This is a genomic window from Gilliamella sp. W8123, from assembly GCF_016101085.1.
Lineage (GTDB): Bacteria > Pseudomonadota > Gammaproteobacteria > Enterobacterales > Orbaceae > Gilliamella > Gilliamella apis.
Genome location: NZ_JACFRE010000007.1, coordinates 41,411 through 56,823 on the forward strand (window position 1 = coordinate 41,411; position 15,413 = coordinate 56,823).

A 15,413-nucleotide genomic window follows, 5' to 3' on the forward strand; every position below is an offset into this window, starting at 1 on the left:
GCATTTGCTGCGGCATTTAAAAAAGGCAAGTAATTATATATCAAAATAAAAAGAGGGGATTTATCCCCTTTTTGATTATTGAGATATAACTTAATTAGTATCTTTAATTTTAAATTCTTCAATGAATTAGTATTAATAAACGGAAAATAATTTTTTTTACTATTCCCTTATCAAAGTATAATCATATATAATAATGCTACTACTGAATTTGAATTAATTATTAACTGTTTTCAAATTCAGTTTCTTTATTGAGTCTTACCTTTTTAGCTTTTCCAAATTTTGTCTGATGTTCTTATTTTACAAGTTTTAAAATTTAGGATGTTACGATTTAAGTCTTAAACAACAATCAAATTGTTGTAGTCAAATTATTTTGTTCGAGCCGTGTATTAGATATGGATGAATTTCTGTTAGAAAAATAACGATTTTAATTGTCTTAGCTCTGATATTAACGGGTAACAATTTTTGAACAACTTATAAAAATTGTTAATTCACTAATGCTTCAAATCAATAATCTTATTCGGATAGGCGGAGAAGTTTATGAGTAGAGGAGTAGCGATGAATAATTGTACTGTTGTTTTAAAAAAAATTTCTTTGAAATTATTTTTCAAAAAGAGATTATTTCTATTAATGTTATTGATTTTTTCCAATAATCTATTTGCAATTTTATCATTCTCCGTGACTACGCAAATGTATATTCATGGTAATGCTCCTGAGATTCAAGTGTCAGGTGGTACAAAAGCGCTTAATGGTATTCAACTAAAATTGCAGGTACCAAACAGTGATCCTCTAGTTATTACTCCTGGTTCATCTAATCAAATATCAGTTGCCTTTGATACTTCACCAAGTATGTATTCGTTTGATGTTGATTTTTCGACTATGACTAATGATGATATTATTGATATTGACGGTGATTATTTGGGAAGTAGCAATAATTTTAAAGTGGATAGTGTAACAGCTGAATGGCGTGATAGTAATAATAATATAATTCCTTCTGATTCAACAGCTCCATTAGGTAGTAATATTTGTAATTCAGCTACTTATAAAGGTGATTCAACACTAAAACTTACTTTTAGTATTTCAGCTAAAACTCAGTATGGTAATCCCGCCGAATCTCAGCCTAAAGAAATTTCAAAAACATTTACCGTAAAAGCTAACGATGGTATTTGTTATATTAGACCAGGGGTATTAGCCATAATTGCAAAAGGTGGTTGGAGCGAAACGGATAATTGGTTGTCGTACGGTGCAGATACTATCAATCGTACAGATGCTTACAATCCAGATCAATTTGTTTTACATTCAGGATTTAAAGCTTCAGCTACTGATTCAACAGGTCATCATTTCCCTACTACTGCATTTCCTGAAGCAAGATTTAGAATTGTACCCGTAAATGCAATATCTAATTATACTTATACATTAGTTAAAAATCCTAATGGTGCTTTAATAAGTACTGCAAGGAGTTCAAATCCAAATTCAAAAAGTGAATTTAAATTTACTGACAATGCTCCCGCAAAAGATGATCAATTTATAATATTGGTAAAGAATAATCAGACTAAAGCTCAGTTTTATTATCGTTTTTCATTAAATCATTGGATGTATATATACCAACAACAGTTAAATTGGGTAGATTATAATACCGCTGAAAGGTTGTGCACTGCTAATAACGACCGATTACCATCTAGAGCCGAATTAACCAATTCATTTTTAGCTACTGGTGTAACAAATAATGAAAATTGGTATATACCTCAAAACGGTTATAAAAGAGCTATCGGTGAAGGATTAATATCCGAGTGGGGAAAACTGTATCCATATGCGCCTAATGGTATTGATAATTCAGGAAGAGATATGATGGCAGATATAACGGATTCTTTAAAACACTTTGTTGCTTATGACTTTTATTTCACTTACGAATTGTCGCAATTAAAAGATAACAATGGTTGGACAAGGCGTTATAGTATTGGCTCTGTTGAAGGTAATGTTATTGTAGAGCCAGATTCCGCTTTTACTATGTGTGTTAAGTACTGATAATTTTGCGATATTTTATGTTTCATTACAAAATTGCTAATATTTTGTAATGAAACTTCTTTTGATGCGTTTTAGTTAAATAAATTTATTACTCTAATATATTCTTAATATTATAGCCAAACGAAAAACTTCAATTTTTTGAGCTTGTAGACCTTTTAAGGTAGATAGCTATTGCCACTAGTCGCTTCGTTTATGATCTTGTTTTCAAAATATTACAAATATACACTCGGCAAAATAATATTCTGTAATCCATAATGTTTTAATTTAGCAGCAAAAGATTCGATTTGCTGTTGTGTTGCCGCTGGCCATGTTTTGGCTACGCCATGTACGCCGTGATTGTGGAATGCATTTATTCTGACTTTAATTTGTGGATTGAGTGTTATTAGAAAATTAGCAAGTTGTTTCGCGCTGGTTTGCAAATCAGTATGCTCAGGAATCACTAAAAATCGGACTTCATGCAGTTTTTCTATTTGGGCAAGATATTCAATAGTCTGTTTGACGCGATCATTATCCCGACCAGTAAGTTTTTTATGCACTTGAGTATCCCAAGCTTTCAGATCGATCATCGCACCGTCCATAACCTTTTCAACTTTTTGCCAACCAGTTTTAACTAAGTAACCATTGCTATCAATAAAACAGGTTAGGTGCTTTAAATCTTTTGCTTGTTTTATTGCTTGAAATAATTTTTCAATAAAAGGTAATTGTAATGTTGCTTCGCCACCGCTAATTGTAATGCCATTTAGAAAAGGTAAATACTTGCGAATTTCAAGCAAAATATCTTCAACATTGTAGTTATAGGTCATTGGTGTGGATTGATAACTACAAGTATTAATACAGGTATCACATTGCTGACAATTTGAAGATTGCCAAATCACTTTGTTATTGATAAATGTTAACGCTTGATGTGGACAGGTCGTAACGCAATCACCACAATCCTTACACCGTGAAATGGTATAAGGATTGTGGCAATTTAAACATTTGAAATTACAGCCTTGTAAAAAGATGACTAACCGGTTTCCCGGTCCATCAACACAAGAAAAGGGTAACAGTTTATTAACGATTGCCCATGACTTGTTCATGACTGATTACCCGAGGTGTTCGGCATAGGTAGCTGTTATTTTCAGTATCTTCGGCCGCTTCACTACCTAAAAAGGTGGTATTAATTCGCGATCCCTCTTGTTTGTATTTTTTGATATCTGATAATCTCACCATATAGCCAGTTACACGTACCAGATCATTACCACTGATATTAGCGGTAAATTCACGGAAACCAAATTTAAACGCGGCTTTACAAATTTGTACTAAGGCTAGAGGATTGTTTTTTATTGTTTCATCAACCGTTAAAATATCACTAATGCCAGAAGTATAATATTTATGGTGTTTGAATAATGCCATAATATGGGTTACTGGATCGGGTTCATGACCATAAGGAATACGTAAACCTGGCGTAGCGCCTCTATCTGAGCTGATACCTGATTGTGCATGTAACATTGCTTTACCTTGCCATGCATGCTTAATTGTATGGCTGTCAATAAAGTCGGCTAATTGTTGAGAAATAGTGGTGGCCAGTTGATTAGCATCTTCGTCGACACCATAACGGCCGGTTAAGTTGGATTTTTCTTGTAGAATATTGACTGCCTCAGCCATGGCATAAATACCGAACATTGGCGCGAATCGGTTTGCGTCAATTAATCCCTCTTTAACTAAAAAGCTATTTGCGAAGAAATTCGATTTCTCATAAAGAAATTCTGATCTTGCTTTGATTAAATTCAATTGCAATTGGCAATAATAAGGCAAGGTGTTTTGTAAAAAATCGGTAATGTTGTTACTTTTTAATGCGACTTCTTTCAAGTTGATTCTAGATAAAGTGCTACCACCACCGGCAAAAGGTAGTGAGTTATAACAGCTCACCACACCATAACCTTTGTCATCAAAATCTTTTTTAATCATCATATTATTAGCAATATGTGGTTTGGCTGTGTGGCAAATGTTCTCAATTGCGGTGTTAAGTAAAGATTCTGGTGTGATATTTTCGTCATAAATAAAGGTTAAATTAGGTGCAACTTGTTTAAGTTCACGATCGACACGTAATATCACTCGGCAGATCACATTATCGGTTGGCCCAATGTTGGCATGCATAAAGGCATCAGGAAGATTGCGATCTAACATAATCCAAAAACGTTTTAATCGTGGATAAAGTTCTTCTTCTGTCAAATTGCCAACATAAGGAAGTAACACTTGATCTAAACAGCCTAAATAAACCGGCATACCAGTGACCGAAGGTACGTGATGATAAGCAATGGTGAGCATATTTAGTGCATCATCAAAGTTTTTTGCTGGTTCAAGTTCTAAATATTCCGATCCTTGCTTAAGAAATTTTGCATAATCCGGTAATACATAACGAGGTTTATACGGTGCATGTCCTTCGTACATATCACAAATTATCCGTTCATTGAGCGCATTTTGCGTTTCACTATCTAAATCAACATAAGGTAAATTATTTTCTGCGGCTAATGCGAGAAGGTTCGCTTTTTGTTTAGGTGACAAATTGGCATCGGTCACTATATCGTAACAATTCTTTTGAAATTCTGTCATGTTCATAAATACCTCTATATTACCTATATGCTGAGAGCAAAAATTAAATCTTTATGACTAATCATTTAATTATTAGCACTGAGAATTATGATTATCAGTGCTATTAGTTTTTATATTTCTGTTTTAAACCGTAAAATTATTTTTCTAAAATAAAGTTAGACGGTTGATAATCGGCTGCATTAATTGGTGAATGTGCTTCAAAATATTGTTTTACTGCATCGGCATCTCGATAACCTGTATCTACATAAGTTGGCGAGTTGTTGACGATAGGGTAACCATCTCCACCAGCGGCTAAAAAGTCTAATGTTGCAATTCGATATGATTTTTGCAAATCAATTGGTTCATTATTAATTTTGATGTCGCTGATGGTATCGTCAGTTTTAGTTAGGCTAATATTTTTTAAATGAGTATAACCACCTGAACCCTGTTTTTTGCCTAATGCAACTTTAAGATAATCGATTAATTCACTGCCGGTTAATTCAAAGTAAACAACACTATTACCAAAAGGCTCAACTTTCAAAATATCACGATAAGTAATATCGCCTTCTATAAGTGAGTCACGAATCATACCACCAGACATAATACCAATATCGGCATTCGTCTTTTCAATAAAGGCACTAAGTAATAATTGCCCCATATTACTTTGTTGATATCTAACTACGTTACGGTCGCCCTCTAAACGGCCGGTTAACTCACCACTTTTAATGAGTAATTGTTGTTTACCTTGTTCTTGATAAGGTTTTAGTGTTTCCAACAGTTTTTTATCCTGTTCGATTTCACTGGTGTAATATTCAAGACGCTTGGTATCGTTACCGTTATCAACTTCTTTTTTCAAATTAATTGGAATTAACTGATAATTTTTGAGGGTAATTTTACCGTTTAAGAATACGAAGTCAGCACGACCAACATATTTTCCCCATTCATGAGCTTGAACAATCCAGGTACCATTTTGTTGATCTGGAGCGCAAGGTGTTCCTGGGACATATTCGGTAATACGTTTGTTAGGGCTAGCCATACATACTGGGTTTTGCGAGTGGCCACCGACAATCATATCTAGTTCACCAGCTTTTAATCCTCGGGCTAGTTCAACATCACCTGGAGCCATTGAACCATGCTCACCATTTTCATAATGCCCCATATGAGTAACCGCAATAATCATATCTGGACGTTCATTGCTTTTAATTTGGCTAATAACTTTTTCCGCTTCTGGTAGCGTTTTACGAAATTCAACACCATCGGTATTTTTAGGCGAAGCAAGGAAAATAGTGTCATCAGTAGTTAAACCAAATACTGCAACTTTAATACCATTTAAATCAAATATTTTATAGGCATCAAAAACACGATTATCGGTATTTTTGAAGTAAGTATTTGCTGATAAAAATGGGAAATGAGCCCATTTTTGTTGTTCACGAATAATCGCTAGTGGATGATCAAATTCGTGATTACCTACTGCCATTGCATCATAGCCAACCTCATTCATACCGACAAAATCTGGTTTTGCTTGTAATACATCAGATTCAGGAACACCAGTATTAATGTCACCGCCAGAAAGTAGCAGTAATTTTCCGCCTTTTTCTGCTACTTCTTTTCTTATTTGGTCAACAACAGTTTTTTGTGCTGCTAAACCATATTCACCAATATCATTTTGCCAAAAACGGCCATGATGATCGTTAGTATGTAAAATAGTAAAAGAGTAGGACTTGTCTTTTTCCCAAGCAGGTGCCGTAGACTGTTTGGTAGCAACAGCTGCGAATGAATTGACTGAAAACAGACTTAAAATAACCAGTAGTGACAGTTTTTTGTTTAATTTTAAACGATGCATGATGCCTCCTGAATCCGTATTTATTAAAGCTATTCCGTAATTACTTTAAAAATTAATTGTGGCTGTTCAGCGCTATCACTAATAGTAATATTGTCATACAGTTTTTGTTTTATTGTATCAATACGATCACTACTTGCGTGAATAGTTAACAGTGCTTCACCTATTTCAACTTTATCGCCGACTTTTTTATGTAGTACAATACCAACCGCAGGATCGATAACATCTTCTTTAGTTGCTCGACCTGCCCCCAGTTGCATCGCAGCAATACCAATTTGGTCTGCAATAATCCGTGATACATAACCTGCTTTTTGCGCTGGTAAATCAATTTGGTAAGGAGCATTAGCTAATTTTTCTGGATGATCAACCACCGAACTATCACCACCTTGAGCTTCAATTAGCGTTTTAAATTTTTCAATAGCCTTACCATTTTTAATCACTTCTTGTAGTTTTTCTCTTGCTTCATTTAATGTTTTAGCTTTATTGGCTAATACCACCATTTGACTGCCAAGCGTTAAAACGAGTTCAGTTAAATCAGCAGGGCCATGACCATTTAAAGTATCTATGGCTTCTTTAACTTCTAATGCATTACCAATAGCATAGCCTAACGGTTGAGACATATCAGAGATAATCGCCATAGTCCTACGACCAATTTGATTACCAATATTGACCATTTCATGAGCTAATTTTTCTGAGTCTTCCATGCTTTTCATTAAAGCACCGTCACCAGTTTTAACATCTAAAACAATAGCATCTGCACCAGCTGCAAGTTTTTTACTCATAATTGAGCTAGCAATAAGAGGAATAGAGTTAACCGTACCTGTTACGTCACGTAATGAATAAAGTTTTTTATCAGCAGGGGTTAAGTTGCCAGATTGACCAATGACAGCGACACCTTTTTGATTAACTTGATCGATAAATTCTTGTTTATCTAATTCAATTTTAAAACCAGGTACGCTTTCAAATTTATCTGTCGTTCCGCCTGTATGGCCTAATCCACGACCGGACATTTTAGCTACTGGAATATCTAATGCTGCAACTAATGGTGCTAATACTAAGGTAGTTGTATCGCCCACACCACCCGTTGAATGCTTATCGACTTTAATACCTTTAATTGAGGATAGGTCAACGGTATCACCTGAATACATCATCGCACTAGTTAAGTCAGCACACTCTTTTGAAGTCATACCTTGATAATAAATCGCCATCAGTAGGGCACTGACTTGATAATCAGGAATAGAACCATTGGTATAGTTGGTTATAAAAAATTGAATCTCTTCGGTTGTTAGAGCATTGCCATCACGTTTTTTTTCAATAATATCTACAAATCTCATTACACATCTCTCTTAATATCTATAAAGCAAATTAGGATTGTATTCTTCTCATCCAAAATTTGGATTGATGATTGTGCTAATCTTGGTTAATTATCATCAATCGCTTTTTTTATTTTTCAATATTGCTAAATTACATAGTTCAATAATAAATCTAATCTAATCTAAATCACTCGGTGAAAATGACCAAGGTAGCAATTCTCCAACAGTGGTTTCTTGGATTTTACCGTGCATATTGGTCAAAATAACTGGCATATCTTTAGCACAAAACTCACTGATTACTTGACGACAAGCACCACAAGGTGAAATAGGCCCCTCGGTATCACCAATAACCACTAATTTTTTGAATTTTGTTTTCCCTTCTGATACGGCTTTAAAAATCGCCGTTCGTTCAGCACAGTTAGCAAGTCCATAAGAGGCATTTTCAATATTGCATCCTAAAATAACTTCATCATCTTCGGTAATCAATACCGCACCGACTTGAAATTTAGAATAGGGCACATAAGCCTTTGAGCGAGCTGTTTTAGCGAGTTCGATTAGTTTATCAATTTTCATAATTATAATCCTTGTAGTCTTCAATCTCTTACTGGTTTTTAGGTTGTGATTTGCTTGCAGTTTGTAAATCAAGTTGATAGACACCAAAACCTAACTTATCTTTCTCAACAAACTTAGTTGGATATAATGAATGTGTTTCAATATAAGTTTTAGCTTCATCAGTTGGTGAAGATTCAAAACGAATATCCAAATTAGTTTGGCTGGTAATTGGTGCAATTCGCCAGTTATTATCAACAGTTACATTAACTTGTCCATGCTTTTTAGTGTGATTAGTTATGTAAGCTGAAAGAATAACTCTTAAATCATCAGGTGAATTAAATTTAACATTTTTTCCACCGGTACCAGGAAATGCGCCGGTATAAGCACGATAGTTATTGGTAGCAATTAAAAATGCTTGATTTGGATCAATTGGTTTTTGTTGATAGGTTAAATTTACAATACGTTCTGATTCAGGGTTAATTAATTGACAACTACCGTCGTAACGGGCTGGTTTAGTGATATCAATTTCATAACTTACGCCATCAATAGTATCAAAATTATAAGTTCTAAACTTATCCCAATTGATTAAATATTGTGGTGTTGATGAATTAATGTCAATTTGATTATAAACACCTGCTGAACATTCCAACCACTCTTTAACCTCTTTTCCAGTAATTTTTACGGCAGATAAAATATTTGGATAAAGATAGATATCGGCTGCATTCCTAAATGTCAAATCTCCTTTTTTTACCTCAACATAAGCTGTCGGATCATTTTTGCGACCGCCAGCTTTAAATGGTGCAATAGCCGATAAAATTGGTAATCCATCTAGATCAGGATCACCTTGCACAAATTGTTTTACATAATCAATTTGCGCATCGCTAATAATCTGTAAAGCTGAGGTATCTTCGACTAAGGCTAAATAACTATTGATATCGGTTGATACCTTACCAATTGGCTTACCGACAAACTCCCGCGTACCTTCATGATCATCTTTTAACACTTTAACAATGTTTTGATCGGCATCAACCAACGCTTTTTTGTTTTTCACATCAAAGATTGGGCGGGCTTGTGATTTACCAGAAACGACTTTCCAATTAGCCTTATCACCTTCAATAACTAAATCGACCACGCCTAAATGGCTACCCCATTGTCCTGGCATAACAGCAGGAATATGGTTAATATTTCCGGTATTAATATCGGTATTAGGTAGTGATTTAAAATCATCACTTGGGAATACGCCATGAGAATGGCCAAACATAATGGCATTAATACCTTCAACTTGACTTAAATAATAAACTGAGTTTTCAGCTAATGCCTTATAAGGTTCCGCAGAAACACCTGAATGAGGAATAGCAACAATGATATCCGCACCTTGCTTTTTCATTTCTGGTACTAATTTTTTGGCTGTTTCAGTGATATCTTTAACAATCACTTTACCTTCCAAATTAAGCTTATCCCATTGCATAATTTGTGGTGGTACAAAACCAATATAACCGATTTTAATAATGTGTTGTTTACCGTCTCTATCAACAACCGGTTTATCTAGAATAATATATTGTCTGAAGAAAGGTTTATTCGTTTTGGCATCATATACGTTGGCATTAACATAAGGAAAATTTGCCCCAGCCTGACTTTTTTGTAAAAAATCCAAACCAAAATTAAATTCATGATTACCAATATTACCAACAACATAATCAAGGGTATTCAGAGCTTTATAAACCGGATGGATATCACCTTTGTTTAGTCCCTTATTCAAGGCATAATCAGCCATAGGACTGCCTTGAATCAGATCACCATTATCAACTAATACGCTATTTTTTACCTCTTCCCTCGCTTGATGAATTAAATTGGCTGTTTTAGCTAAACCAAAGGTATCAATATACTGATCTTTAAAATAATCGTAATTCATCATATTACCGTGCAGATCAGTCGTTTCAATAATTCTTAAATCAATTGTTGCTGCTTGCAGTGTTCCAGAAATTAATAGGGTAAGTAGGCTTAGGGTTAGTCGAGTTTTATTCATATTCATTTCCTATTTTTCTGATACGGTTATCCATTAACATGTTGTAATAATAAATCTTGGTATTTTTTAAATCTGGTAATAATAGCCGGATGATACTGGTTAGTATTAATTGCTTGTTGTAAAGATCGTTTATCATTGTTGTTAAAACAAGATAAAACTTCGTTTAATAAACGTGTTTTTTCATTAGACTCAACGAATGCGGCATCAATTCCACAAAGGGTAATATCAAATAATTCCAAACGTGAAAAATGAAACGCTTGCTCGGCTAGCTGATACTCTTTTTCGATATCGGTACCAAAAATACCAGCATCGTCGGTATTAAGGGTAATTCTTACCCCTTTATCATAAAGTTGTCGAATTGGGTGATTATGAATATCACCATGTAAATTATTGACTAAAATACGATTACTGGTGAGAGCTATTTCTAAAGTGATTTCGTTATCAACTAATTGTTTAATCAAGCTATCATCTTCAATTGCTGCGATACCGTGCCCGATACGATTTGCACCATGTTTTAAAGCTTGAATAATACTTTCAGCCGAATCAATTTCACCTGCATGGTAGGATTTTTTTAAATTTAATTTTTCAGCAAGTTGATGAGCTTTTTCAAAATCATCAAAATGCCCAGCTTTTTCATTGCCGGCAATATTAAATCCAGTAATAAATGGATGCGGATTATTTTCGATAAAATGCAATGTATCGTATACTACTTCGGCGCCAAGATGGCGTACGCCAATAACATGATATCGTACCGTTATATTATGCTCTTTTTGGACATCGATAATCGCTTTATCCATTTGATTTAGTGTTTGTTGAAATCTTGCTTGATCCCAAACAACTTTACCTTGGTTTTCTGTTGCACAAATATGATAAGGTGACAGAAATAATTCGCAATAAATTAACCCTTGTTTAGCATTTCTACTTAAAAAATCGTAGGTAATTAAGTAATAATCGTCAGGATTTTTCACAAAATTAGAAACAGTATCATAAGTTTGGATAAATGAAACAAAGTCAGATTCATCATAATTATATCGACCATTTTTATACTCGATCTCATTATAATCGCCGATTTGATAACACAATGAATCAGGAAAAGGTAGATGATTTTTATCAGCTAGCTTTTTTGCCATAAAGGGAGTAATACTGCCTTCTATATGCTCATGAAGTATAACTTTTGGGATTATTTGCTTATTCATCTAATTCTAATCTGTTCAATTATGCTTATAGGGCACTTGTAATAGTCATATTTCAGCAATTGACTAGAGTAACAAAAGCCGAATTAACACTCTTCTTACAAGCATTTTATTCTACCTTGATAAGACACTTATTTTCCATACATTTTGTGTGACTTATCGAATTTATGTGAGGCTGGTAACATTTTAGCCTAATTAAGAATTAGGCAACAATTTAACGGTTGCCTAATTATTGATGTTATTAAGTTACTAGCTAATAACCTGATTCAACTATTTATTTTAATATTAATTGAATTTTATTTTAGTTAGTTTCTAACGGTTGCAGTTTTTTGCTCAGTAGTATCATTTTGGAAAATTAAAACAAAAATAATTGCAAGCACTAATGAATAACCTGCAAAGACAAGCCATACATTATGCCAATCAATACCCGCTTCTGAAGTATAGTGATCAACAACAATACCACTAATCATTGAACCTAAATAAGCACCAATACCGTTAGTCATTGTCATAAATAAACCTTGAGCACTGTTACGGATGTTAGGTGATACTGTTTTTTCAACATACATTGAGCCTGAAATATTATAGAAATCAAAGGCACAACCATAAACAATCATTGATAACAGTAACAGTACAAAGCCGAATGGTGATGGATCGCCGTAAGCAAAAAGACCAAAGCGAGCAACCCATGCCAACATACTTATTAACATCACGTATTTAATACCAAGTTTTTTCATAAAAAATGGTACAAATAAGATAAATACGACTTCTGAAATTTGTGAAATAGATAATAAAACTGATGGGAATTTAACCACTAAACTATCTGCATATTCTGGTACTTTATCGAAGTCATGTAGAAACGGATTACCAAAAGTATTAGTAATTTGTAAAATCCCACCTAATAACACAGCAAATAAAAAGAAGATAGCCAATCTAGGTTGTTTTAATAATATAAATGCATCTAAACCTAATGAACTTATAATAGACTTTTCTTTGCCATCATTTTTTGCAACTTCAATTAAAGGTAAGGTTAATGAATAAAGACTCAATAAAACTGAACTACCAGCTGCAATATAAAGTTGCATATTACTGAGTTCTAACTGCATAAAGCTAACCATCCACATTGCTACGATAAAACCGATAGTGCCGAAGATTCGAATTGCAGGGAACTGTTCGATAACGTCTAGTCCTTGTGATTCTAAGCAAGAGTAAGAAATTGAATTAGAAATTGCAATGGTTGGCATAAATGCAAGACAATGGATAAGCATCACACTCATCATTAAAAATGGCGATGTGATAGATGCAGCGATAAATAAGGTTACTGCACCAATCAAATGGCAAAGCACATATAAGCGGTTAGCAGGTATCCATCTATCAGCTACGATACCAAGCAGACTAGGCATAAATACTGAAGCAATACCCATGGTGCCATATACGGCGCCAACTTCAATACCAGTAAATTTTAATTTAATCATCATATAGGAGCCTAAGGTAATTAGCCAACTCCCCCAGATAAAAAATTGTAAAAATAATATAACTTTCAGTTGTAGCTTGGTATTCATTTTGATTCCTTATTAAATGAGATCTTTCTAACCTATTAGATAAAAATTAATGAATAAAGATAAAATTTTGTTATTACTATCAATAATCTAGTTATAACGCTCAACAACATTTATCGTTAATAATAACGTCAATGTTAAAATTCTTGGTTCCTCTTTTTTGAGTAACCAAAAAAAATGGCAGATATTCTGCCATTATTTATTATGAATTAACTAATACCGACTCTAAAGCGACTGTAATCATCTCTTTAAAACCCAGCTGGCGCTGTTCAGATGACATAGCTTCGCCTTTGCGAATATGATCTGAAACTGTACAGATCGCTAATGCTTTAGCTCCGTATTCTGCGGCTACACCATAAATACCAGCGGCTTCCATTTCGACACCTAGAATATTGTATTTTTCCATAATATCGAAAAGATCAGGCTCGACGCTATAAAATAGATCAGCAGAAAAAAGATTACCCACTTTAACATTCACATTTAATTGTTTCGCTGCATTAACAGCATTACAAATTAAACCGAAATCAGCAATGGCGGCAAAATCATGATCTTTAAAACGTAACCGATTGACTTTTGAATCAGTGCAGGCACCCATGCCAATAACCACATCACCAAGATTGACATCGGGGCTGATGGCGCCACATGAACCGATGCGAATGATGTTTTTAACACCATAAAATTTAATCAGTTCAGTTGTGTATATAGAACAAGATGGAATGCCCATACCATGCCCCATAACAGATATTTTCTTTCCTTTATAGTCACCGGTAAAACCTAGCATTCCTCTAACATTGGTAACTTCTTTAGCATTCTCTAAAAAAGTTTCGGCAATAAACTTAGCGCGTAATGGATCGCCCGGCATCAAAACCGTTTGAGCGAAAGCGTCATCGGCGGCGTTAATATGTGGGGTAGACATTTAAATCTCCTGATTTATTACTAAAAAAACGTTACTACACTAACAAAAAACAGCTTACTATTTGCGAATAAATGATTCACCATAATCCATTGGTGATAAATCAAAATAATCCGCAACACTTTGCCCGATATCAGCAAATGTTTTACGATGACCAAGTGATCCCACCGGAACGCTATCACCGTAAACTAAAACTGGAATATGTTCACGAGTATGATCCGTACCAGACCAAGTTGGATCACAACCATGATCGGCACTAATAATTAAAAGATCGCCCGGCTCAATAAGCGCTAACATCTCAGGCAAACGTTTATCAAAATATTCTAACGCTGCTGCGTAACCAGCAACGTCACGTCGATGACCATAAGATGAATCAAAATCAACAAAATTGGTAAACACAATCGTGTTATCTTTCGCTTGTTTGATTTCTTTTAGTGAAGCATCGAATAACGCTTCAATACCTGTTGCTTTAACTTTTTTGGTAATACCCACTTCGGCATAGATATCGGCAATTTTACCAATTGACACCACCGTACCTTGTTTTTCATCAACTAGTTTTTTAATCATTGTTGGTTCTGGTGGTTCGACAGCTAAATCGTGACGATTGCCGGTACGAACAAATTCACCCGGCTTATTACCTAAAAATGGTCGAGCAATAACGCGGCCGATATTATAATCGCCTTTATTAAGCTCATCACGCGCAATTTCACAAACTTCATAAAGCTTATCTAGACCAAAAGTCTCTTCGTGGCAGGCAATTTGAAACACTGAATCAGCAGAGGTATAAAAAATAGGTTTACCGGTAGCCATATGCTCAAGGCCAAGCTCATCAAGAATCACAGTCCCCGATGAATGGCAATCACCGAGATAGCCCGGCAAATTAGCACGTTTAACAATCTTATCTAATAATTCTTGCGGAAAGCTGTTAGTAGTATTAGTAAAATAACCCCAATCAAACAGCACAGGCACACCGGCGATCTCCCAGTGACCAGATGGGGTATCTTTACCTGATGAAATCTCACTGGCATAACCATAAGCGCCAATTACATTACCTTCGGTAGTCATTCCTTTCGGGTATGCACCTGTAGATTCATAAGCGGCCTCGATCAAACCTAATTTCCCTAAATTAGGTAATTTTAATGGGCCTTGTCGACCATGATCTGCTTTACCTAAAGCACAAGCTTCGGCAATATGACCTAAAGTATCCGAACCTTCATCGCCATACTTTTTGGCATCTTCAGCACCGCCGATCCCGAAGGAATCGAGGATCATAATAAAAACTCTTTTCATAATTTCCTCTAAATCTCAACTACCATAAAACAGAGCTACCATCTTGAAGCATAAATTCATTTAAAACCGTGATAGATAACTTATTTCTCGAATTTTATAAAATAATAATAACGTTTACCATAAGGCTGAGTAAA

At 34.7% G+C, this 15,413-nt stretch carries 11 protein-coding genes; 1 reads left to right on the forward strand and 10 read right to left on the reverse strand.

The genetic code is table 11. The annotated features are described in order from the left end of the window. The first annotated feature begins 537 nt into the window (after positions 1-537). Complete coding sequence (locus H3T56_RS09450) at positions 538-2,022, forward strand: hypothetical protein (protein ID WP_198192802.1); 1,485 nt, start codon at positions 538-540, stop codon at positions 2,020-2,022. A gap of 212 nt (positions 2,023-2,234) precedes the next feature. Here the strand turns inward: H3T56_RS09450 and H3T56_RS09455 are convergent, their stop codons facing one another. The 10 genes from H3T56_RS09455 to H3T56_RS09500 form a co-directional block, all read right to left on the reverse strand. Further along, positions 2,235-3,101 (reverse strand): YjjW family glycine radical enzyme activase, encoded by an 867-nt coding sequence (locus tag H3T56_RS09455; RefSeq protein ID WP_198192804.1) that lies wholly within the window; start codon positions 3,099-3,101, stop codon positions 2,235-2,237. Continuing rightward, complete coding sequence (locus tag H3T56_RS09460; RefSeq protein ID WP_198192805.1) at positions 3,076-4,623, reverse strand: YjjI family glycine radical enzyme; 1,548 nt, start codon at positions 4,621-4,623, stop codon at positions 3,076-3,078. Before H3T56_RS09460 ends, H3T56_RS09455 begins: the two co-directional genes overlap by 26 nt. Before the next feature lie 130 nt (positions 4,624-4,753). Further along, complete coding sequence (gene ushA / locus H3T56_RS09465; RefSeq protein ID WP_198192806.1) at positions 4,754-6,439, reverse strand: bifunctional UDP-sugar hydrolase/5'-nucleotidase UshA; 1,686 nt, start codon at positions 6,437-6,439, stop codon at positions 4,754-4,756. A 29-nt stretch (positions 6,440-6,468) separates the two neighbouring features. Next, positions 6,469-7,770, reverse strand: a complete 1,302-nt coding sequence (locus H3T56_RS09470) for a pyrimidine-nucleoside phosphorylase (RefSeq protein WP_198192807.1) — start codon at positions 7,768-7,770, stop codon at positions 6,469-6,471. A 156-nt stretch (positions 7,771-7,926) separates the two neighbouring features. Then, positions 7,927-8,322 (reverse strand): cytidine deaminase, encoded by a 396-nt coding sequence (locus H3T56_RS09475; protein ID WP_232351428.1) that lies wholly within the window; start codon positions 8,320-8,322, stop codon positions 7,927-7,929. A gap of 28 nt (positions 8,323-8,350) precedes the next feature. Then, positions 8,351-10,327 (reverse strand): bifunctional 2',3'-cyclic-nucleotide 2'-phosphodiesterase/3'-nucleotidase, encoded by a 1,977-nt coding sequence (locus H3T56_RS09480; protein ID WP_198192808.1) that lies wholly within the window; start codon positions 10,325-10,327, stop codon positions 8,351-8,353. A 26-nt stretch (positions 10,328-10,353) separates the two neighbouring features. Then, positions 10,354-11,523, reverse strand: coding sequence for an adenosine deaminase (add, locus tag H3T56_RS09485; protein ID WP_198192809.1), 1,170 nt, complete (start codon positions 11,521-11,523; stop codon positions 10,354-10,356). A gap of 302 nt (positions 11,524-11,825) precedes the next feature. Then, a complete protein-coding gene (locus H3T56_RS09490; protein ID WP_065578321.1) occupies positions 11,826-13,079 on the reverse strand; it encodes a nucleoside permease in 1,254 nt (417 codons plus the stop codon). 199 nt (positions 13,080-13,278) lie between these two features. Beyond that, positions 13,279-13,992, reverse strand: coding sequence for a purine-nucleoside phosphorylase (gene deoD / locus H3T56_RS09495; protein ID WP_198192810.1), 714 nt, complete (start codon positions 13,990-13,992; stop codon positions 13,279-13,281). 57 nt (positions 13,993-14,049) lie between these two features. After that, positions 14,050-15,279 carry a phosphopentomutase gene (locus tag H3T56_RS09500; protein ID WP_198192812.1) on the reverse strand — a complete coding sequence of 410 codons (1,230 nt, stop codon included), beginning with the start codon at positions 15,277-15,279 and terminating at the stop codon, positions 14,050-14,052. Between the last annotated feature and the right edge of the window lie 134 nt (positions 15,280-15,413).